Source organism: Pseudonocardia wallangbongensis (assembly GCF_054486945.1).
In genome coordinates this window covers 24,708-45,805 of record NZ_JBRERS010000014.1, presented here as the reverse complement: position 1 = coordinate 45,805, position 21,098 = coordinate 24,708, and the positions used below count along the sequence as shown (strand labels likewise).

Below are 21,098 nucleotides of genomic sequence, written 5' to 3'. Positions count from 1 at the left end.
TTGCCGTCGGGATGGCCGCCGTCGAAGTGACCTCGGTGCACAGGTTCTTCCGGGTCGGCGGCGACGAGACGCTCGCGCTGCAGGATGTGACATTCCATGTCAACGCCGGCGAGATGGTCGCGGTCGTCGGCCCGTCCGGGTCGGGGAAGTCGACGTTGCTGGCCTGCCTGGCCGGGCTCGACGAACCCGACGGCGGCAGGGTCGTGACCTGCGGTGAACCCGTGAGCGGGCAGCCCGAACGGGTGCGAACGTGCCTGCGCGGCCGGATGATCGGGTTTTTGTACCAGAGCGGGAACCTGTTCGATCACCTGAGGGTGGAGGACAACATCGTGCTCGTGCGGTCGCTCACCGGGCGGCGCGACAAGCGGCCCGTCGATGTCGACGAGCTGCTCGGGTCGGTGGGTCTGTCCGACCGGGGCAAGTTCTACCCGAGCATGCTTTCCGGAGGTGAGGCCGCCCGGGCGGGACTCGCAGTGGCGTTGGCCAACGATCCGGCGGTGCTGCTGGCCGACGAGCCGACCGGCGAGCTCGACACCGAGGCCGAGGATCTCGTGCTCAACCTTCTGCTGGACGCGGCGGACCGCGGTGTCGCCGTCGTGGTGGCCAGCCACAGTGCTTCCGTCGCTGCAGCGGCGGACCGGACCCTGCTGCTGCGGGACGGGAGGTTGGTTCGATGACCGGCGAGCCACTCGTCGTGTGTGCAGGCCTCGCCCGCACGTACGGCAGCGGGTCGAACGCGGTGGTGGCCGTGCACGGCGCGTCCGCGACGGTCCGTCGCGGCGACCGCATCGCGGTGTCGGGCCCATCGGGTTCGGGCAAGTCCACGCTTCTGCACCTGATGGCCGGCCGGGACACGCCGACAGCGGGCACCGTCACCCGGTCGACAGGCGCTGCCTGCCGGCCAGGTGACGTCGGCGTCGTGTTCCAGGGACCGAGCCTGCTCACCGAGCTGACCGCCCGCGAGAACGTGGCGCTGCCGATGCTTCTCGCCGGGGTCGACGAAGGAGATGCCGGCCGGCGCGCCGACGCGGCACTCTCTGCGCTCGCCATCGGCAACCTCGGCGATCGGCTACCGGCGGAGATCTCCGCCGGACAGGCCCAGCGGGTCGCCGTAGCCAGGGTGCTGGCGGCCGAGCCACTGCTCGTCCTGGCCGACGAGCCGACCGGGCAGCTCGACCGCGCCACCGCGGATCAGGTCGTCACGGTCCTGCTCGAGGCGGCCGACCTGCTCGACGCGGCCCTGGTCATCGCCACTCATGACGAGTCCGTCGCCGCTCGGATGACCACGCGCTGGCGGATGCTCGACGGCCGGCTGCGGGTCGTCGCGTCGAACGACCGCCGACCGGTTGCCCGGACCACTCCATGATCGTGATCTGGGGGCGCGGGCTGCTCCGCCGGCGCCGTGCGTACCTCGCCGCGGCCGCAACCGGCGTAGGCATCGCGGTGGCGCTGCTGGCGAGCCTGGGCGCGTTCCTGGTCGCGGCCGAGGTCTCGATGACCGAGCGGGCCGCCGCTGGCGTGGCGGTCGACTGGCAGGTCCAGGTGGCACCGGGCAGCGACCCCGCGACCGTGCTCGACGCTGTGCGCGCCGCGCCGGGAGTGGTGGCGAGCGCGCCCGTCGCGTTCGCCGGTGCGGAAGCGCTGACCGCCGTCACGGCGGCCACCACCCAGACCACCGGCGCCGCCACCCTCGTCGGGTTGCCCGACGGGTACCGCAGCATGTTCCCCGGTGAGATGCGCACCCTCGTGGGCGCCGACGAGGGTGTGCTGCTCGCCCAGCAGACCGCCGCGAACCTGCACGTCGCGCCCGGCGACACCATCCAGGTCGTCCTACCCGGCCGAACCCCGACCAGCGTTCCGGTCGACGGCGTGGTCGAGCTGACCGCGGCCGACTCGCTGTTCCAGCACGTCGGAGCGCCGCCGGCCGGCCAGCCGACAGCGCCTCCGGACAACGTCGTCGTGCTGCCAGGACGGCGTCTGGCCGACATGTCGGCTGCGGGCGGCGACCAGGTCAGTGTGCAGGTGCACGCCGCCTACACCCGGGCGCTGCCCGCCGACCCGGCCACGGCCTACACCGCGGTGACGACCGCGGCCCACAACCTGGAGGCGCGGGCCGCCGGAGCTGCCCTGGTCGGCGACAACCTCGCCTCGGCTCTGGACAGTGCCCGCAGCGACGCGGCATACGCACGGATCCTGTTCCTGTTCCTCGGTACCCCGGGCGCGGTGCTCGCGGGCCTGCTGACCAGCGCGGTGACCGGTGCCGCGGCCGAACGGCGCCGCCGGGAACAGGCGCTTCTCCGCACCCGCGGCGCAAGCGCAGCCCAGCTGACGCGCCTCGCATTCGTGGATGCGGCGATCGTCGGTGCCGCCGGCAGCCTGGCCGGACTGGGGACGGCTGCGGTCCTGGGCAGCCTCGTGTTCGGCTCGACCGGCTTCGCGGCCACGACCACCTCGCTGGTGTCGGTGGTGACGGCCGTGGCGGCCGGGTTGGTGATCGCAGCGCTCACCGTCGTGGTGGCGGCGCGGCGGGACCAGCGCACGATCACGGTGGCGGCGGCAAGGGCAGCGGCCGCGACCCGACCGAAATCCCCCCAGTGGGCCCGCTCCGGTCTCGATGTCGTCGTCCTCATGCTCGCCGCCGTCGTGTTCTGGATCTCCGGGCTGAACGGCAACACGCTGGTCGTCGCACCGGAGGGAACTCCGGCCATCGCGGTCTCCTACTGGGCGTTCGCCGGCCCCGCGCTGCTGTGGCTGGGCATCGGCCTCGTCACCTGGCGGCTCGTCGACCTGGCTCTGGGACACGGGCGGCGGTTGCTCGCCACGGCTATGCATCCGCTGACCGGGAACCTCTCGACCACGGTGGCGGCCGCGCTGGCCCGCCGCCGCCGACCGCTGGCCAGGTCGATCGTGCTGCTCGCACTCGCGGGGTGCTTCGCGATCTCGACCGCCACCTTCGACGCGACCTACCGGCAACAGGCCGAGGTCGACGCGCTGCTCACCAACGGTGCCGACGTCACGGTCACGGAGGCCCCCGGCGCCGCCGTGCCGCCGGCCGCTGGGGCCACGCTGGCCACGGTCGCGGGAGTCGCCGGGGTCGAGCCGCTCCAGCACCGCTTCGCCTACATCGGGGCCGACCTGCAAGATCTCTACGGTGTGCGACCGGCCACGATCGGCGGGGTCACCGCGCTGCAGGACGCCTACTTCGAGGGCGGCAGCAGCCGGCAGCTGATGGACGCCCTCGCCGCGCGACCCGACTCGGTGCTGGTCAGCGCGGAAACCGTGACGGACTTCCAACTCCAACCGGGTGACCTGATCAAGCTGCGGCTACCGGACAGCCGCACCGGGCAGCTCACTGAAGTGCCGTTCCACTACGCCGGGATCGTCAAGGAGTTCCCCACGGCACCCAACGACAGCTTCCTCGTGGCCGATGCCGACTACGTCGCGCGCAGCACGGGAAGCGACGCTGTGGGTGCCTTCCTCGTCGACACCGCCGGCGCCGACACCGTGGTCGTCGCCGACCGGATCCGCGCCCTGCTGGGCCCCGGCCCCACTGTCACCGACATGTCGGCGGCCCGCGGGCGGGTCGGTTCCAGCCTCACCTCGGTCGAGCTGGCCGGCCTCACCCGCGTCGAGCTGGGATTCGCGTTCCTGCTGGCAGTCGCGGCCGGCGGGCTCGTACTCGCGCTCGGCTTCGGGCAACGTCGCCGCTCGTTCGCCATCGCCGCCGCGCTCGGGGCGAGCAGGCGGCAGCTTCGCGGATTCCTGTTCGGTGAAGCAGCGGTCGTCACGCTCGGCGGGCTGCTGTTCGCCGCCATCGGCGGGTCTCTGTTGTCGTCGATGCTCGTCGCCGTCCTGACCGGCGTGTTCGACCCGCCGCCGTCCGCGGTCGCCGTGCCGTGGCCCTACCTCGCGGCGGTGACCGTTCTCGCGGTGGCCGCGGTGGGCGTCGCCGTCGCCGTCACCGAGTACGTCATCTCCCGGCCGGCACCCTGGATCATGCGCGAGCTCTAGGAAGTTCCAGGCGGTAGCCGTGGCCGCGCAGCGTGACGATCTGCGGAAGCAGCGCCTCCTCCTGCTCGACTGCGGCCAGCCTGCGCCGCAACGCCGCGACATGCACGTCGATCGTCTTGGTCGACCCGAACCAGTGCTCGTCCCAGACGTCAGCCATCAGCGTGGCACGGCTGAGCGCCATCTCCGGCTCGGCCGCCAGCCGGGCCAGCAGATCGAACTCCTTGACCCGCATCGGCACCTCGTGGTCGTGCACGGTCACCTTGCGGCGCGCGGTGTCGACGACCAGATCGCCGACCACCAACACCGGCTCCGCACTGCTCGCGGCCGCGCCGCGCCGCAGGTGCACGCGCAAGCGCGCGTGCAGCTCGGCGATACGCACCGGCTTGGTCAGATAGTCGTCGGCCCCGGATTCCAAGGCGACGACGACGTCGACCTCGCTGGTGCGGGCGGTGAGGACGACGATCACGGTGTCGGACTGGGCGCGCATGCGGCGGCAGACTTCCACACCGTCGAGATCGGGCAGGCCGAGGTCGAGCAGGACGAGGTCGAGTTCGCAACTCGCCGACTTCGCGAGCGCGGCGGTACCGGACCGCACCCAGGTGACCTCGTGCCCGTGGGAGCGAAAGCTGCGCTCCAGCGCACCTCCGATGGTCTCGTCGTCCTCCACCAGCATCAGCCTGGCCACGCCCACCAGGGTAGAGGCGGTGGCCGGACCACGCCCTGGGGCCGACCCAGAGTTGGCCGTCGTCTTACCGTTGTTCGGCCGATCGCTCACCTGACGCCCGCTAGCGTCATTCGGGAACGACCCGGACCGGTCCGCCATTCTCCCCGACCCAGGGCGGTCCGGCCTCATCTCGGATTCAAGCCCAACTGCCCCGAGTCGAACAGGCTGATCCCATCGCCATGAACGCACACCATTCGCTTGCGCCGAGCCGGCCAATCCTCAACAAGGTGCCGGAAGTCACCATCTATTTCTGGCTCATCAAGGTGATGTGCACGACCGTCGGCGAGACGGCCGCAGACTTCCTGAACATCAACCTGAACTTCGGCCTGACCGGTACGTCCGTCGTCACGGGCGCGCTGCTGGTCGTCGCCATGATCTTCCAGTTCAGGGCGGACCGGTACGTGCCGGGAACGTACTGGCTGGCGGTAGCGCTCGTCAGTGTCTTCGGCACCCTGGTCACCGACAACCTCACCGACAACCTCGCGGTTCCGCTCGAGGCGAGCACCGTGATCTTCGGGGTGCTGCTCGGCCTGACGTTCCTCGCCTGGTACCACGGCGAACGGACGCTGTCGATCCATTCGATCGTGACCAGTAAGCGTGAGACGTTCTACTGGCTGGCGATCCTCTTCACCTTTGCACTGGGAACGGCCACCGGTGACCTCATGGCCGAGGTGCTCGGCCTGGGATATCTGGTCACGGGGATCATCGTGGTGTCGCTGATCGGCGCCATCACGATCGCGTGGCGGCTCGGGCTCAACTCCGTCCTCGCGTTCTGGATCATCTACGTCCTCACCCGCCCGCTCGGCGCGTCGATCGGCGACTACCTCTCGCAGCCACCGAGCCAGGGTGGACTCGACCTGGGCGCGACCGTGACCAGCCTGATCTTCACCGTCGGCATCCTCGGCATCGTCACCTACCTCGCGATGACGAAGGCGGATGTCACCACGAACACCGCCGACGCGCCCAGCCGCGCCGCCGAGCGAGGCGGCACGTGGCAGACCGCGGTCGTGGTGTCGCTGATCGTCCTGGCCGGAGCGACCGGCTACTTCTGGCGCACGTCCGCACTCGCCGCCGAGACATCCGACACGACATCCGACACGACGGCGGCGCAGCCGGCCACCGCGGGCGCCCAGGCCGCGCCGGCACCGCATTCGCCGCTCGGCGACCTCTCGACCTTCCGCGTGATCACCCAGGACACGCTGGGTCTCCTCGACTCCGGCGACCAGTCCGGGGCGACGAGCAGGATCAGGGACCTGGAGATCGAGTGGGACAACGCGGAAGCGCGGCTCAAGCCCAAGAACAAGGCCGCTTGGACGGAGATCGACGACAAGATCGACACCGCGCTTCGCGAGCTGCGCCGCACGAGCCCCGACCCGAACAGCGAACGAACCGCCCTCACACAGCTGCTCGCGGCTATCAGCTGATCGTGATGACGGGAAGCATCGTGACCCGCGGATCGCCCACAGCGGTCATGCCCTCTCTCAGCGTGGCTTCAGCGTTCACCTCTGCTCTCAGCGTGGCTTCAGCGCGTGCCCACCACGGTGTGAACGGTCTCCGAGACGGACGCTCCGGGCTCGGCAGACCGAAAGGGCCCATGACGACGTTGCAGGACCATCCCGTTTCCACGCGGAGCAGCATCTCGCGGCTGCGCGCGGGTGTACTGCGCGGGTGGGGTACGCCTCAGCACCGGGACGGGCTCGCGCTCGTGCTCAGCTCGGGTCTCACCTCCGGGCTCGGCCTGTTGTTCTGGATCGTGGCTGCCCGGTTGTACGACTCGGCGACGGTGGGGGTGAACAGCGCCGTCCTGTCGGCGATGACGTTGCTCGGCACGGCGGCGCAGCTCAACCTGGGCAATGCGCTGCTGCGTTTCGTACCGGTAGCGGGTCCGCGCACCCGGGCGCTGGTGGTGGGGTGTTACGCGGCGGCCGTCGCGGCGGCGAGCCTGGCCGGTGCGGTGTTCGCGCTCGGCGCGTCGTGGTGGGCGCCGCAGTTGCATACCGTGTTCGGCGGGTCCGCGTTGGTGGTGTTCTTCACGCTCTCCACCCCGGTATGGGCGATGTTCGTGATGCAGGACTACCTGCTGCCCGCGCTGAAGAAGGCCACCGTGGTGCCCGTGGAGAACCTGGTGTTCTCCGTGCTGAAGATCGTGTTCCTCGGTGGGGCGGCCGCGTTGGGGATGTGGAGCGGCCTCGCCGTGGCCTGGGTCGCGGCCACCGCTGTGATCGTCCTGGTCGTCTCGGTCTACCTGATGCGAGTGCTTCCGCGCACCACCGAGACCGAGGCCGAGGCGGCGCCTTCCACCGTCACGATTCGCGACGTCGCGTCGTTCGTGCGCGCCGACTACGCCGGGACGGTGCTGCTGTTGGCCGCGGTGTTCGGGCTGCCGCTGGTCGTGCTGGCCCGTCTCGGTCCGGAGGCGGCGGCCCTGTACGGCATCGCCTTTCAGATCGCGTACGCGCTGTACCTGGTGGTCAACGGCATGGGCCAGTCGCTGGTGGCCCATCTGGCCGCCGACCCCCACAAGCTCGAAGCCGCGCGGCGCAGCATGGTCCACAAGGCGATGGTGCTGCTCGTCCCGGCGGTGGTGGCGATCGCTGTGGGCGCGTACCCGCTGCTGTCGCTGTTCGGCGCCCGCTACGCCGAGGAAGGCAGCCTGCTGCTGGTGCTGCTTGTGCTGTCTGCGATCCCGAACGTCGTCACGTGGTCGACGGTCTGGGCCGCGCGGGTGCGTCGCGACGGCCGCGTTCTGTTCGGGCTGCCGGCGGCGATCACGACGGCGGTCATCGCGGGGAGCTGGTTCCTCATGCCGGTGTTGGGCGTGGTCGGTGCGGGGGTGGCGTGGCTCGGCGCGCAGAGCGTCGCGGCGGCCGGCCTGCTCCTGGTACGCGCAGCCAGGCGCTAGGTCGCCGTACTGCCAACCAGCCGGCGCCCGCCGGTCGCTTCATTTCGCAACTCATGGCTTCGGATACTCGAGGCTTCTCTTCAATAGGTGGTTATCAGCATGCGGACCATGACTACCGCTCTCGTCACCGGCGCCAGCCGTGGCCTTGGCGCCGCTTTCGCCGCGCGACTCGCCCATGACGGCCACGATCTCGTTTTGGTGGCTCGCGACCGGATTGGCCTGGAGAACGTCGCGATGTCGGCGCGGGCACGCGGGGTGGCGGTCGAGGTCATTGCGGTCGATCTCACCGATCTGCAGGACCTCGCCGCGGTCGAGCAGCGGCTCGCTGATCGGGCCCGGCCGGTGGGTCTACTCGTGAACAACGCCGGGGTCAAAGGCGGCGGCGAGTTCACAAGAGCAGAGGCTGCCGGGCTACAGGCCGAGATCGACACCAACATCACGGCAGTGATGCGCCTGACCCGGGCCGCACTGCCGGGGATGATCGAGCGCGGCCGCGGTGGAGTGATCAATGTGGCAAGTTTCGCGGGTTATCTCGCCGGCCGTGGCGACGCGTATGCGGCTTCCAAATCCTGGGTGCTGGCGTTCTCCGACACGATCGCCGCCTCCCTCGCCGGCTCCGGGGTCCGAATGATCGCGTTGTGCCCGGGTCGGATCGGGGCGGGTATGAACGCCCGGCCGGAAATGGTGTCGGGGCCAGGTTTGGATCCTGACGCGGTGGTCGACGCGTGCCTGGCCGACCTCGCTCGTGGCCGCACGATGAGTGTGCCCGGCCGGCGCTACCGGGCGGTGGTCGATGTCTTGGAGTTGCCGCGACGGACGGTGCGGATCCTGGCGCGGCTGGCCGGCCGTGGCCGCGAGCGGTACGGGAGGTCCACGCCTGCCGGCGCACCGGAACGATCTCGGTGAACTTGGCGTTGCCACCCGACCCCCGGACCATCGCTTGAGCTGTGGCGATGGTCGTAGTTCAGCCCGCTCCTGGCACGTCACGCTGCCGCCCCACGAGCTCGGGCTCGGTGCAGCGTGGTCCAAAGGGCCACTTCGGCTCCTCGTCCCCGCGGTGGCCGTGATCGCGGTGGCCGGGGTGCGACGGCGCGTGCCGTGTCATCCTGAGGCGTCTATTCCTTGCCCGTCGTTAACCCTCACCTGGCCGGGTTCGGCATCGCCGGCTCCTAACATCGACTTCTGAGCGACGGGGTGGGCTCGCGATGGAGGGGACGGGATGCAGATCGCGGACGCCGAGCAGTGGGCGGGGATCGCCGCGCTGGTGGCCTGGTCGATGGTCGCGCTCGCGTCGGTGGCGGGCAGACTTCCCCATCTGGGTCGGCTACCTCGCCCGGTGGTGGCTGCGACAGGCATCGCTGCGCTGCTGTTCCTGTCGCAGGCGATGGTCGTCGACGCGATCGCGGACCGGCCGGGTATCCCGGCGGCCGACGAGTCCACATTGCAGTGGATGCTGGCGCACCGGGCTCCGGTGCCGACCGCCGTGTTCGAGGAGATCACCTACCTGGGTGGGACGGTCGGCATGCTCGGCCTGGCCACCGCCGCCGCAGTTGCGCTGGTGCTGGCCCGCCGCCGCTGGGAAGCCCTCGTCGTCGTGGTGACGGCGGCGGGAGGCGAACTCCTGACCGACGCGCTCAAGGACTTCTACCAGCGCCCCCGGCCCCCGGACCTGACCCGCCTCACGGTCGCGACGAGCTACTCCCTGCCCTCCGGTCATTCACTGGTCTCGGTCGTCGCGCTCGGGATCATGGCAGCGGTCGGGGTCCACCTCCTCCACCGCACAGCGGCCCGCGTCGCCGTGGTGGGGCTCGCGGGCGTCCTGGCTGTCGCGATCGGTGTGAGCCGCCTGTATCTGGGGGTGCACTGGCTCACCGACGTCCTCGACGGCTGGCTGCTCGGCGGTACGTGGCTCGCGCTCTGCACCGCCGCACTGGTCTGCGCACGAGGCCAGGCCATCGGCCCGTGGCCACCGCCCGTACCGAGTGGTCCGGCGCCGCAATGAAACTCTTCAGGGCCCCAGACGAGATGTTCGGGACAAGCCGAGGGACTCGACAGGTATGACTCACCGGCAACGGGGCGGGACCTCCCGGCGTGCGGCGTTACGAGCAGCGGCGCTGCTCCCGCTGGCGGCCGCATGTTCGACGACGCCCTTCGCCCCGCCGGCCGAAGCACCGGTCGCTCCCACATCCACATCCACACCCGCGCCGCCGACGGAGGCGCGCGCCGCAGCGCCGCGCGAGGTCGAGCGGGCCGACACCGGACGTCCGGAGGTCGCCCTGACCTTCCACGGTGCCGGCGACATCGAACTCGCGCGCCGCGTCCTGACCACCCTGCACGATCACGGCGCTGCGGCAACCGTGCTCGCCGTCGGCACCTGGCTGCACCAGTACCCGGACGCCGCTCGCATCGTCACGGATCTCGGCCACGAGATCGGCAACCACACATGGTCGCACCGGAACATCGACGAGCTCGAGGACAACGCGGCCATGGCGGAGATCGAGCGTTGCCGCGACTCGATCGTCGCCGCGACCGGAAGGCCGGGCGCGTTCTTCCGACCGTCCCAGGCGCAGCACGCCACTCCAACCGTCCGCGCGCTGGCAGCTGCGGCCGGGTATCCGGTCGTGCTGTCCTACGACGTGGACTCCAGGGACTGGACCGATCCCGGGCCGGCCGCCATCCGTCACAACGTCGCCGCCGCGGGCGCAGGCAGCGTCGTGAGCATGCACCTGGGACATCAGGGAACCCTGACGGCTCTCGCTGGTGTCATCGCAGACCTCGCCGACCGCGGACTCACACCGGTCACCGCGACCACCCTCTTCACCTGATGTCGATTTCGGCGGATGACCGATCATGCTGGCCAACGGCGATCGTGGCGATGTGGTTCTCCGAGTCCCCGTCGCTTTCCGACTCGTCGAATGCGAACAAGGCCGATTCATCGAGGGCGTAGCTCCTTGACCTCGTACAGCACCTGCCCGCCGTGGGTAAGCTGGCCTGTCAGCGCAGCGTTACGACGAAGAAGTCGCGGTGATCGGGGACGAGATAGCGGTCGCTCGGGCCGCGCATGTCGGGGAGTAGTTTTTGCGCGGTCAGGCGGCCTGAATCGTGATGGTAGGTGAACAGGTCGACCAACCTGGGGTGGATGTCGAGCTGCATTCCCCGGATCGCACGCGCTTCTGCGAGGGCGGCGGCGAGCGTGACGAGGTCCATGTTCGCGCCGGCCACGTAGACGAGTCCGCCGGCCGCTGTGACCCCGATTCCGGAGCGCCAGGTGTATTGGCGCTGGCTGTGTGCGCTGCCCCATCCTTCGTGCGCGTTGCGGTCGAGACCGGGCACCGGCTGTCCCCTGTCGACGATCAGCTGGAGGTTCTGGCGTACCGCCGCGATGTTCGGGCCGGCGACCACGTCGCTGCCCCACCGGCCGACTGTTGCGCTGCCGTCCTTGCGGACGACGAGTGACGCTGCGTCCGATCGGAGCGGTTCGGCGGCGTTGCCGTTGTTGATCCAGGCGCCGTTCGCCTCCGCCATCGTGGACCCCGAGTTGAAGGTGGCCACGAGTGATGGGCGCAGGGCCTGCGGGACCACGGCTGCTTCCGGGGTGGGTACGCCGCCGGGTTCTCTGGTCCCCGCGATGAATTGGATGCGGACATGTCGCTGGTCGAGATAGGCCACGCCCGCGACGACGCTCGGGTACTCCGGAGTGGGGCGCGCGAACGTCGTGTAGATCGCCGGTATTCCATCCGAGGCCGCGGGGCCCGCCGACCAAGCACCCTCGCCCGGGAGCGGGGCGGATCCCAGCAACGTGGGCAGCGGCGCTGGTCCGGTCGACTCCCGGCCGGGTGTGGGGGGAGCGGGAAGCGATGCGGGGTCCGGTGAGCCGGCTGACGGCGGTCGGGCGTAGACGATGTTCTCGACGAAATCGATGACCGCGCTCCCGGCGTGATCGCGAATCCATTCCACGGTGCGGCCGGCAGTGCCGGTATCGCGGGAGGAGCTCAAGGCCAGGCCGCAGCACAACGAATCGACCAGGACGATCACGGCGCAGAGTACGATCCACCGAACCCGCTTCATGCTGTTGGGTCGAGTGTGTACTTCTCTCCTGCTTCTGGACCGCCGGTTGCTCGCTCTATCGCCGCATTGAGCCGCAAAGGCGAAATCCTTGTCATCGGGTAGATTCGTTCACCGCCGTCCTCGTGGAGAGCGCGCATCACGTCGCTGCCTAGATCGTGCCGCTCGTGAGTGGTCCCACCTTCGTCAATCAACACTCCCCAGACCACGCGGGCCGGCTCGATCGGTAAGCCGTTGGGCTGCCTGCGGACAGCCCGACGCTCGATTGCGATGAGTTGAACCGTGGCATCTTCCGGAAGCGGATACCATGGGTAGTCGGTGCCTCGTTCCATAGTTGGCCCCTCATCGTTCGATCGGGCAGGCTGCTTGTTCTGTGCAGTTCACTCGGATCTCTCGTGGCGCTACCGCATCCCGGCACACCGGAGAAGATGAGCGGGCTTCGGGGTTCCCTGGGCGCAGCTTTCAAGGTGATGCAGGGTGTTTCGACCACTTGGCCATTGGGGCGCTATCTCCGAGGATGTGTCGAGAGCACGTGCTCCGGCTCGAAGCGATGATTCACAGTTATGGGATGGCAACCGCCCGGGCTCGACAATGGTTGGAGTACGGACACCGGCCGCCGATGTCGGGGGGACCACGACGGCCGGCGCCCGCACCCCGGAAGTTAGCGGTTGCAGTGTTAGCGGAAGACCGGTTGATGGTTAGAAGACGGCAAAATCTGGTCCGCCGCTTTGTGGCGCGAAGCACCATCGCGGAGCGCTTCAGTCATATATGGTTGGCGTCGCACCGGCCTGGTTGCCGGCGCGCCCAGGGATACGGCGTTATCCGGCAGCGCTGCGGTCGACTGCCTGCGGCGCCTGTATGCGCACTTGCGGTGGGTTCGTCGGGTGGCCCCTTCCGGCTCCGGTCGCGTCACTCGACTCCTGGAGCCGTGCTGGTCCCGGTACGGCACCGTAGGACGCGACGTCCGATTCGTCCGGAATGGGCTCGCCTTCAGCTGGCTCACAGGTGATTTCAGCGTGTTCACAGCGGCGCTAGCGATGATTGCGATCGGAGTTAACTGATCTTGTCAACCGGAGGCGACGCCTTGAGTGCCACGGCCACGTCGATTTTTTGCCTTCTCGCACCGGACCCGTCGGTGTCCGGCCCGGCCTCGACGACGGCTCATGGCGATCATCGACTGCAGGTATCGGGACGGAGCGGCCGGTTCACTGGAGGGCTGGATCAGATATCGAAACGACTCAGATCGCGCTCGCAGGGCGGCGTGATGACGACAGTAGAGACGCGGTGAAGCCGTGGCAGCGGCTCGCCGCCGCAATCTGGGACGGCCAGTTCCTCTGTGTGCAACGCGCTGCCTACGATGCTTACCCTCGTCTCGCCGCTCGCCTCGACGACCTTGCTCGCCGCCGCGACGATAGGCGTAGGAAGGGTTCGAGGGTATGACCGCGCTCGGCGGGCCGGGTATTTGACATGGGCGCGCTGACCAGGCAATGTGTCACGCTCGCCACCAGGGCCGACGAATCGAACGTCGTCCTCGGTGTGGATCGAGCTGGGCCGGGCCGGACTCCGCCTCTTCGGCGAGAATGCTGTTCGTGTCTCAGGACTATTTCCACGGGAAAATGGGGCCGGCTGAGCGGTTCGGAATTTGACGCAGTATTACGAGTCGTCCCGTCGTGGTCTCTGGTGGGCGCGCGGTCGATTCCTCGTTCTGGTGCACATTGGAGGTTTGCGGTCCGTGGCCGATGCGAATGCGGATATGACTTACGACTTCGTCATCGTGGGCGGTGGGACGGCGGGATGCATCCTGGCCAACCGGCTGAGCGCCGATCCCGGTACCAGCGTGCTGGTGCTGGAGGCGGGCCGGCCGGACCATGCGTGGGACCTGGCGGTCCAACTCCCGCTCGCGATGGGGATGCCGGTGGGGAGCCGGTGGCACGACTGGCGGTACACGGGCGAGCCGGAGCCCGGCCTGCAGTCCCGTCGTCTCGATCATCCGCGCGGCAAGCTGCTCGGTGGTTCGAGCAGCATCAACGGGATGCTCTACACCCGCGGCCACCGGGCGGACTTCGACCGGTGGGCCGCAGAGACCGGCATGTCGGGATGGGACTACGCGCACTGCCTGCCCTACTTCCGCAGGCTCGAGAACTGCGTGGGTGAGATCGACTCCACGCGCGGCCGCGGTGGGCCGCACACACTGATGCGGAGCCCGGCGGAAGGGCCGATCTTCGAGGCGTTCTTCGACGCCGCCCGGCAGGCCGGGTACTCCGTGCTGCCGGACATCAACGGCGTGGAGCAAGAGGGTTTCGCGCCGTTCGACCAGGGAGTCCGTGGCGGTCGGCGCGAGAACGCCGCCCGCGCCTACCTACACCCGGTGCAGGGGCGGAGCAACCTCGAGGTGCTGTGTCGGGTGCACGTCACCGGGATCGACCTCACCGGGACCCGGGCGGTCGGCGTGCGGTACCGCAGAGGCCGGGGCGGGGAGTCCGTCGCACGTGCCCGCGAGATCATCCTCGCCGCGGGCGCGGTCGGGTCCCCGCAGCTCCTGCAGCTCTCCGGCATCGGCAACAAGGCCGAACTCGAAGCGGTCGGCGTGCGGGTGGTCCACGACCTGCCCGGTGTCGGCGAGTCCCTGCAGGACCACCTGGCGGTGCACATCCAGCAGACCGGCACCGTCCCGGTGTCGATGGCCGCCGTGCGGAACAAGGCCAACTGGCCCAAGATCGTCACGGAGGCGCTGGTCCGGGGAACCGGGCCGGGTGCCTGGAACCCCATGTACGCCGGCGGCTTCGTCCGCAGCGCTCTCGCGGGTGATCAGCCCGACGTGTACCTGGTGCTCGCGCCGATGCTGATGAGGAGCGAGGACGAGTCGTCCCCGGTCGACGAGCACGGCTACCAGTTGCACGTCGAGGTCATGCGCTCCGAGGCCCGGGGCTCGGTGAAGATCGTGTCCCCGGACGCCTCGGCGCATCCCGCGCTGCGGCTCAACTACCTGTCCGGGGTCGACGATCGGCCGCGATGGCTGGAGGCCGTGCGAACCGCGCGGCGGTTGCTGGCACAGCCCGCCATGGCGGCCCTCGGCGGCTCCGAGTGGCTGCCCGGTCCGACGGTGCGCACGGACGACGAGGTGATGGTGTGGGTTACGCGCACCGCGCGGACCGGGCTGCACCTGTCCTGCAGCGCCCGGATGGGCGTCGACGACGGGGCGGTGCTGGACCCGGCCACCATGCGGGTGCGCGGGCTGGAGGGCCTGCGTGTCGTCGACGCGGCCGCGATGCCCTCGATCACCAACGCGAACACCTACGCCCCGACGATGATGCTCGCGGAGAAGGCCGCCGACATCATCCTCGGCAACACGCCCCTGCCGACCGAGAACCCCGTCGCGCCGGGCCGATCCGACGGAAGCGCCGACGCAACCGATGCGTGACCCGCACGTCGGTGACGTGTGGGACGTCGTCACCGAGCCGTTGCCGACCGTCGATGCGCAGGGCACGACGCCCGGTCGGCTGCGGAGCATGCTGCGTGGCTGGCGCGACCCGCAGCACCGGGACGGGCTCGCCCTCGTCCTGAGCTCGGCGATCTCTTCGATCGTGGGGCTGCTCTACTGGGTGGTCGCCGCGCGCCTGTTCCCGCCGGACGAGGTCGGTGTCAACACCACGTTGATCTCGACGATGACGCTGCTCGGGGTCACCGCCCAGCTCAACCTGGGCAGTGCCCTGCTGCGTTTCGTGCCGGTCGCCGGGCGTTCGGCCAGGTCGCTGGTGGCCGGCTGCTACGCGACCACGATCGTCACCGCGTGCGTGCTGGGTGCCGGATTCGCGCTCGGGGCCCGGTGGTGGGCCCCCGACCTGGTCGGCGCGCTCGGGCCCGGACCGCTCCTCGTGTTCTTCGTGCTGGCCACGCCGGTCTGGGCGGTGTTCGCGATGCACGACTACACGCTCACGGCGATCAAGCGTGCGCCCCTCGTGCCGCTGGAGAACCTCGCCTTCTCACTGCTGAAGGTCGCGTTTCTCGTCGTCGGTACCGTGCTCGTGTTCCGTGGTGTGATCGCGGTGTCGTGGGTGGTCGCCACGGCGGTGGTCGTGCTGGTCGTTGCGGCCTACCTGACGAGGGTGCTTCGGCCCACCGCGGTGGCGGCGCCGTCGCGGGTGCGGATCGGGCCGCGGAGCATCGCGGGGTACGTGTCGGCCGACTGGGCCGGAGGGCTCTGCACGGACGCGGTCGAGTTCGGGCTCCCGCTGGTGGTCCTGTACGCCCTCGATCCGGACTCGGCCGCCACGTTCAGCGTGGTGTGGGCGATCGCCTACGCCTTCTACCTGGTCACGCACGGGATGAGCCAGTCGATGGTGACGCATGTGGCGTCGAGCCCTGAAACGTGCCACACGGCGGTGCGCACCATGGTCACCAAGGCGCTCACCTTGATCGTTCCCGGCGTGTTGGTGGTCGTGCTCGGCGCAGGCCTGATTCTGTCGATCTTCGGTCCGCATTATGCCGAGAGCGGTACCACGCTGCTCGTGCTCTGCGCCCTGTCCGCGGTGCCGAACGTCGTGGTGGGGGCGGCGGTCGCGGTAGCGAGGATCCGGCAGCGCCCCAGCGCGATCTTCGGTGTGCCGGCCACAGTCGCTGTCATCGTGGTCCCGCTGGCGCTGGCCCTGATGCCCCACCGCGGGCTGACCGGTGTCGGGATCGCCCTGGTCGTGGGGCAATCAGTCGTGGCCGCCGGAATCCTGCTGAACCGCTGGGCCCGCGCGTAAGCATGGCGCGGCATGGTGCGAGAGGCATGCTCAACGATCTACTCTGAGTAGACGAGTGGGCCTGGATCGTGCTCACCGACGCCGAGGGGCCCGGGCACCGGCACTCTCGCCGCCCCATCACCGTCGAGGTCCAGGCGTGGCCGGCGGTGATGGACATCACCCGTTCGATGGTGGATCATGCACCCGCATGGAGCACCTGCTGTAGGCCTTCAGCTACGCAGAGTTGACCATGTGCTAACGTCCGGCCCCTCGTACGGGCGGCTGGTTTGGGTCAACGTCATGCACGTCACCTGAGGGGGTTGGACGGCCGGATGCGATCGAGTGATCACGATCAATCAGGGCCCTACTACCAGAATCACGACCAGCACTTACGCGGCGCACCGCAGTTGCCCCCAGTAGAGCAACCAATGGTGCGGGACGCCGCGGCGGTCAACGGAATCGCCGCTGAGATGTTCGAAGTGGGCCACTACGACGAAGCCGTGCCGCTGTTCGAACAGGCTCTGGTCGCCTGCCGCTCCGCGCTCGGTTCCGAACATCCCTGCACCATGACGGTAGCGGGCAACCTCAGCGTCGCCGTCTTCGCAGTGGGACAGCGGCGCAAGGGTCTCAAACTCATCACCACCAGCGTTTCGGATCGGGCTCGAGTGCTCGGTGACGATCATCCGGACACCCTTGTCGCCCGCGGTGCGCTCGCCGCGGCTCACCGGGTGACCGGTGACGCCGACACCGCGATCGCGCTGGCCAAGCAGGTCGTCGTGCAGTGCTCCCGCACGCTCGGGCCCACCCACGGCGACACGCTCGGCGCGCGGATGAACCTGGCGCTGTCCCTTGCCGCTGCCGGCGACGTCACCTCCGCACACCGGATGCTCGCGTCGACGATGGAAGACGCCGAGGCGACCTTCGGGCCCAAGCACTCCCACACCTTGGCCCTCCTCGATTCAGGAGTGTCACACGGGTTGCTCGAGGAGGACGCCTACGGTCGGTGACGCCCGATCTCGGTGGCTCTTCTCGCTCTTCTCGGGTGCGTGTCGTCGGCTAGTTCGAAAAGCACGTCCGTGCATTGTGTCTGCACTCGATCTGCTGAGCAGGGTCGCATTGATCGACAACGATGAACAGGAACCAAGGAATCAGCATGTCACCCCAGGACGGATCGCGCGGTGAACCACCGCTCGATACAAGACCGGGACGAAGTGCTCCTGCACCTCCTCGAGGGGTAGCTCCCCTGCCCCTTCGACTCCCCCGAGCCCCCGAGACCAGACGAACCGAGGCAGCAGCATGTCGAGCCCATCCACCTATCTGACGAGAGATCACGAGACCGCCCGTAGCGACGAGGCGCTCCTGCTGCGGCTGGGGTACTCGCAGGTGCTGTACCGCAAGATGGGTCGGTTCTCCAACTTCGCCATCTCGTTCACGATCATCTCCATCTTCACGGGATACCTGCCCTCCTACTACATCGGATTCCACAACGGCGGCCCGGCCGTCATCATGTGGGGTTGCCTGATCGTCGGCCCCGTCTCGGTGCTCGTCGCGATGGCGATGGCCGAGATCGCCTCCGCGATGCCCACGGCGGGCGCGCTGTACTTCTGGGCATCCAAGCTGGGTGGGCCCGCGTGGGGCTGGTTCACCGGCTGGTTCAACCTGGTGGGTCTGATCGCGGTCTGTGCGGCCGTCCAGTACGCCGGGGCGACGTTCACGACGGCGCTGCTGAACCTGTGGTTCCCGAGCCTCGTCGGCACCGACAACATCACGATCTTCATCGTCATGACGGTGATCGCGGCGGTGCAGCTGAGCCTCAACCTCCTCAACATCAACCTGCTGTCGCGGCTCAACGTGCTGTCGGCGTGGTGGCACATGGCCGGTGTCGCGCTGGTCGTCGTCGTCCTGTTGCTCGTTCCCACCGATCACCAGTCGGTCGGGTTCGTGTTCGGCCAGGTGATCAACAACTCCGGGTTCTCCGACTCGGCCATCTGGTACGTGTTCGGCATCGGGCTGTTGCTGAACGTGTACTCCCTCGTCGGATACGACGCCTCGGCGCACATGAGCGAGGAGACCCGCGGGGCGTCCCGCGCCTCGGCGTTGGGCATGGTGTGGGCCGTCGGCGCCTCGGTGGTGTTCGGGTTCGTCCTGCTGGCCGTGGTGACGTTCGCGGTGCCGGACGTGCAGGGCACCCTCGACGCGGGTGGCCAGGCCGTGGTCTACATCTGGGCCGAGGCCACCAACGAGGCATGGGCGGAGTTCATGCTGCTCATCACCGTGGGCGCGCAGCTGTTCTGCGGCGCGGCGTGTGTGACGTCGGGGTCGCGGATGATGTTCGCGTTCTCCCGCGACCATGCGGTGCCCGGATCCCGGCTGTGGCGCCGGGTCAGCGCCAACCGGGTGCCGGTGAACGCGGTGATCGCGATCGTCGTCAGCGCGTGGGCTCTGATGATCCCGACGCTTGCCAACGGCGTGGTCGGGTACGCGGTCGGCACCTCGATCGCCGTGATCGGGCTGTCCATCGCGTTCGGGCTGCCGATCATCCTGCGCATCAAGGCAGGCGACTCGTTCGAGCCGGGCGCCTGGAGCCTCGGCAAGCACTACAAGTGGATCTCCACGCTCTCGGTCGCCTGGATTGCGTTCATCTGCGTCCTGTTCCTCCTGCCGATCTCGCCCAACGGCATTCCGGGAGCGGAGGAGTTCGCCTTCGAGTCGGTGAACTACGCCCCCCTGACGGTGGGCGGCGCGCTCCTCCTGTTCGGCGGCTGGTACTTCTTGTCCGCCCGCAAGTGGTTCACCGGCCCGGTCCGCGAGGAAGCCGCGGATGCGGAGCTCGCGGCCATCCTGGGGGAGGCCTCGCATCGGCAGGCGCACCCGCAGCAATCCGGGCACCCGCGCTGACCGGTGCTCGCGCACCCCGGGTCAGCCGACGCATCCCGTTCGACGGGAGGGTGTACAAGTCGAAGTCATTCGGCGATGCTGTCTCGCAATGGGCAGTAGTGAGGTGCCTCGGGGGCCTCCGCAATGCGCAATTACCCATCCGACGCCGATCCCATCGCTTCTCGACGCCGTGCGCCTCGTCGCGCGCTTCGGGTGCCGGGTCCCCTGTGAGGAGTCGCCATGCCAGGAATCGAGAAGGTGCAGCAGTTGCGTCTGGAGTACCGCAACCGGCAGGTGCGGTGGGGTTTCATCTGGGCGATCTGGTGCGCTGTGCTGTGGGGCGCCTGGTACGTGCCGGGGACGGTGATCTACTCGGAGGTCCCGTTCGTGGATCTTGCGGGTTCGACGGGTGACTACCTGTTGGCGGCGATGGTGATCACCACGTTGAACGCCGTCGCGGTGCTGCTGGCCATGTACCTCTGGGTGGCGGTGCTGGGCAAGACGGGTGAGTACGTGCGGACGATGCGGCGGGTGCGCATCTCGCGCTGGTATGCCCCGGCGGGGTTGGCGGGCATGTTGGCGATCTTCGGTTCGATCCTGGCGATCGCGTACGTGGGGGCGGCGTTCGCGGCGGTCGCCGCGTTGTTGTATCCGATCATCGGGGCGGTGTTGGCCAGGCTCTGGTACAACGAGCGGATCACGCGGCGGGCGGTCGTGGGGATCCTGGTGATCGTCGCGGGCGGTGTGATCATCTTCGCGCCGGGGATCGTCGGGGAGCTCGCGGGCGCGGGGACCGGGGGCCTGCTCGGCTACGTGGGTGGCGCGTTGGCGTTCATCGGGTGGGGGATCGAGGGTGCCATCGCGGGGCGCGCGCTGGATGTCAGCGACCCCGATGTCGGCCTGACGCTGCGTTTCACCGCGGAGGTGGCGCTGTGGGTGTTCGTCGCCGTGCCGATCGCCTGGGGGTTGGAGGGCAACCGGTTCTGGGAGGTCACCGGGGCCGCCCTGGCCAATCCGAACAACCTGTTGCTGCTCGTCCTGCTCGGCCTCACGTTCGGGTTCTGCTACGTGTCCTGGTACAAGTCGTTCCCGTTGATCGGGGTGGGTCGGGGGCAGGCGATCGCTGCGTTGTATGGGCCGTTGGCGTTGGTGTGGCTGTATCTGTTCACCTTGGAGGCGCCGGGTGTCCAGTTCGTCATCGGTGGGCTGATCGCCGTGTTCGGCAGTTTCGTTCTCTTCACCGAGAAGCGTGATGTGTTGGAGGTCGTCCGGGCGGTTCCGGGTGCACATTCCCGCGCGGCGACCAACTCCTGAGGGGAGGCACCACCGTGCACATGAAGGGTCACATGTTGCAGTTGCTGGCGCAGCGCGGGCCGATGTGGGACTACGACATCGCCGCCGAGGTGATGCAGGCCTACGGGGTGTCGGGGGAGTACTGGTTCGGCACGGTGCGGTTGACGCTCACCGACCTGTTCTCCAGCGGTCTGCTCGACGAGGTCGAGTCGACCGTGGACCCGGACAAGTCCGGCGGGGTGGAGAAGGTTCTGTTCAAGTTCGGCCTCAACGACTTCGGGCGCAGCCGGATGCGGCAGTCCGGACTGATGGGAGAGGAAGCGGATGAGCACGTTCTTCGCGTATCCGGCGGGGCCGGTGCTGATGGTGATCCTGATGATCGGGCTGCCCCTGCTGGCGCTCTACCAGGCGCGGACGTTCGTGAAGAAGTTGTGAGCGCAGCTGACGGAGAGACTCCGACAAGCCCTGACCCCGTTCCCACCCCGCTCGCATCGAGTAC

At 68.9% G+C, this 21,098-nt stretch carries 16 protein-coding genes; 13 read left to right on the top strand and 3 right to left on the bottom strand.

The window, feature by feature from the left end; all coding sequences use genetic code 11:
- Positions 1 to 11: 11 nt before the first annotated feature.
- From ACU436_RS35265 to ACU436_RS35255, 3 genes are read left to right on the top strand one after another with little or no spacing between them, the layout of a single operon-like run.
- On the top strand, positions 12 to 677 hold the full coding sequence (locus tag ACU436_RS35265) for an ABC transporter ATP-binding protein (protein ID WP_459031417.1): 666 nt from the start codon (positions 12 to 14) through the stop codon (positions 675 to 677).
- Positions 674 to 1,366: an ABC transporter ATP-binding protein gene (locus ACU436_RS35260; protein ID WP_459031416.1), complete on the top strand. Its 693-nt coding sequence runs from the start codon at positions 674 to 676 to the stop codon at positions 1,364 to 1,366. Before ACU436_RS35265 ends, ACU436_RS35260 begins: the two co-directional genes overlap by 4 nt.
- Positions 1,363 to 4,011 (top strand): FtsX-like permease family protein, encoded by a 2,649-nt coding sequence (locus tag ACU436_RS35255; protein WP_459031415.1) that lies wholly within the window; start codon positions 1,363 to 1,365, stop codon positions 4,009 to 4,011. The genes ACU436_RS35260 and ACU436_RS35255 overlap by 4 nt, the downstream gene beginning before the upstream one ends.
- On the opposite strand, the gene ACU436_RS35250 is transcribed toward ACU436_RS35255, so the two are convergent.
- The gene (locus ACU436_RS35250) at positions 3,995 to 4,696 is read right to left on the bottom strand and encodes a response regulator transcription factor (protein ID WP_459031414.1); all 702 of its coding nucleotides are present in this window, start codon (positions 4,694 to 4,696) and stop codon (positions 3,995 to 3,997) included. The two genes, ACU436_RS35255 and ACU436_RS35250, sit on opposite strands and share 17 nt — an antisense overlap.
- Positions 4,697 to 4,962: 266 nt before the next feature.
- Here ACU436_RS35250 and ACU436_RS35245 point away from each other — a divergent pair, with 266 nt between their 5' ends.
- The 5 genes from ACU436_RS35245 to ACU436_RS35225 all read left to right on the top strand — a co-directional run bounded on the left by ACU436_RS35245 (position 4,963) and on the right by ACU436_RS35225 (position 10,462).
- Entirely contained in the window at positions 4,963 to 6,159 is a 1,197-nt protein-coding gene (locus tag ACU436_RS35245) for a COG4705 family protein (RefSeq protein WP_459031413.1), read from the top strand.
- A 170-nt stretch (positions 6,160 to 6,329) separates the two neighbouring features.
- Positions 6,330 to 7,637 (top strand): lipopolysaccharide biosynthesis protein, encoded by a 1,308-nt coding sequence (locus ACU436_RS35240; RefSeq protein WP_459031412.1) that lies wholly within the window; start codon positions 6,330 to 6,332, stop codon positions 7,635 to 7,637.
- Between the two features lie 108 nt (positions 7,638 to 7,745).
- A complete protein-coding gene (locus ACU436_RS35235; protein WP_459031411.1) occupies positions 7,746 to 8,543 on the top strand; it encodes an SDR family NAD(P)-dependent oxidoreductase in 798 nt (265 codons plus the stop codon).
- 313 nt (positions 8,544 to 8,856) lie between these two features.
- Positions 8,857 to 9,639, top strand: coding sequence for a phosphatase PAP2 family protein (locus ACU436_RS35230; protein ID WP_459031410.1), 783 nt, complete (start codon positions 8,857 to 8,859; stop codon positions 9,637 to 9,639).
- Positions 9,620 to 10,462 carry a polysaccharide deacetylase family protein gene (locus ACU436_RS35225; RefSeq protein WP_459031409.1) on the top strand — a complete coding sequence of 281 codons (843 nt, stop codon included), beginning with the start codon at positions 9,620 to 9,622 and terminating at the stop codon, positions 10,460 to 10,462. Before ACU436_RS35230 ends, ACU436_RS35225 begins: the two co-directional genes overlap by 20 nt.
- Positions 10,463 to 10,631: 169 nt before the next feature.
- Here the strand turns inward: ACU436_RS35225 and ACU436_RS35220 are convergent, their stop codons facing one another.
- Both ACU436_RS35220 and ACU436_RS35215 read right to left on the bottom strand, forming a co-directional pair.
- The gene (locus tag ACU436_RS35220; protein ID WP_459031408.1) at positions 10,632 to 11,672 is read right to left on the bottom strand and encodes a hypothetical protein; all 1,041 of its coding nucleotides are present in this window, start codon (positions 11,670 to 11,672) and stop codon (positions 10,632 to 10,634) included.
- Between the two features lie 29 nt (positions 11,673 to 11,701).
- A complete protein-coding gene (locus tag ACU436_RS35215) occupies positions 11,702 to 12,034 on the bottom strand; it encodes a hypothetical protein (RefSeq protein WP_459031407.1) in 333 nt (110 codons plus the stop codon).
- Positions 12,035 to 13,455: 1,421 nt separating this feature from the next.
- Here ACU436_RS35215 and ACU436_RS35210 point away from each other — a divergent pair.
- From ACU436_RS35210 to ACU436_RS35190, 5 genes are all read left to right on the top strand, one after another.
- A complete protein-coding gene (locus ACU436_RS35210) occupies positions 13,456 to 15,123 on the top strand; it encodes a choline dehydrogenase (protein ID WP_459031406.1) in 1,668 nt (555 codons plus the stop codon).
- On the top strand, positions 15,116 to 16,450 hold the full coding sequence (locus tag ACU436_RS35205) for a lipopolysaccharide biosynthesis protein (RefSeq protein ID WP_459031405.1): 1,335 nt from the start codon (positions 15,116 to 15,118) through the stop codon (positions 16,448 to 16,450). The genes ACU436_RS35210 and ACU436_RS35205 overlap by 8 nt, the downstream gene beginning before the upstream one ends.
- A 407-nt stretch (positions 16,451 to 16,857) precedes the next feature.
- Positions 16,858 to 17,436, top strand: a complete 579-nt coding sequence (locus ACU436_RS35200) for a tetratricopeptide repeat protein (RefSeq protein ID WP_459031404.1) — start codon at positions 16,858 to 16,860, stop codon at positions 17,434 to 17,436.
- A gap of 289 nt (positions 17,437 to 17,725) precedes the next feature.
- Positions 17,726 to 19,327: an amino acid permease gene (locus ACU436_RS35195; protein ID WP_459031403.1), complete on the top strand. Its 1,602-nt coding sequence runs from the start codon at positions 17,726 to 17,728 to the stop codon at positions 19,325 to 19,327.
- A gap of 219 nt (positions 19,328 to 19,546) precedes the next feature.
- Positions 19,547 to 20,620 (top strand): EamA family transporter, encoded by a 1,074-nt coding sequence (locus ACU436_RS35190; protein WP_459031402.1) that lies wholly within the window; start codon positions 19,547 to 19,549, stop codon positions 20,618 to 20,620.
- Positions 20,621 to 21,098: the final 478 nt, after the last annotated feature.

Bases quoted from the DNA above. Each gene is read 5' to 3' on its own strand.
- ACU436_RS35265 (WP_459031417.1), top strand. From the start codon at position 12: ATGGCCGCCGTCGAAGTGACCTCGGTGCACAGGTTCTTCCGGGTCGGC.
- ACU436_RS35260 (WP_459031416.1), top strand. From the start codon at position 674: ATGACCGGCGAGCCACTCGTCGTGTGTGCAGGCCTCGCCCGCACGTAC.
- ACU436_RS35255 (WP_459031415.1), top strand. From the start codon at position 1,363: ATGATCGTGATCTGGGGGCGCGGGCTGCTCCGCCGGCGCCGTGCGTAC.
- ACU436_RS35240 (WP_459031412.1), top strand. From the start codon at position 6,330: ATGACGACGTTGCAGGACCATCCCGTTTCCACGCGGAGCAGCATCTCG.
- ACU436_RS35235 (WP_459031411.1), top strand. From the start codon at position 7,746: ATGACTACCGCTCTCGTCACCGGCGCCAGCCGTGGCCTTGGCGCCGCT.
- ACU436_RS35230 (WP_459031410.1), top strand. From the start codon at position 8,857: ATGCAGATCGCGGACGCCGAGCAGTGGGCGGGGATCGCCGCGCTGGTG.
- ACU436_RS35215 (WP_459031407.1), bottom strand. From the start codon at position 12,034: ATGGAACGAGGCACCGACTACCCATGGTATCCGCTTCCGGAAGATGCC.
- ACU436_RS35210 (WP_459031406.1), top strand. From the start codon at position 13,456: ATGACTTACGACTTCGTCATCGTGGGCGGTGGGACGGCGGGATGCATC.
- ACU436_RS35205 (WP_459031405.1), top strand. From the start codon at position 15,116: ATGCGTGACCCGCACGTCGGTGACGTGTGGGACGTCGTCACCGAGCCG.
- ACU436_RS35200 (WP_459031404.1), top strand. From the start codon at position 16,858: ATGGTGCGGGACGCCGCGGCGGTCAACGGAATCGCCGCTGAGATGTTC.
- ACU436_RS35195 (WP_459031403.1), top strand. From the start codon at position 17,726: ATGTCGAGCCCATCCACCTATCTGACGAGAGATCACGAGACCGCCCGT.
- ACU436_RS35190 (WP_459031402.1), top strand. From the start codon at position 19,547: ATGCCAGGAATCGAGAAGGTGCAGCAGTTGCGTCTGGAGTACCGCAAC.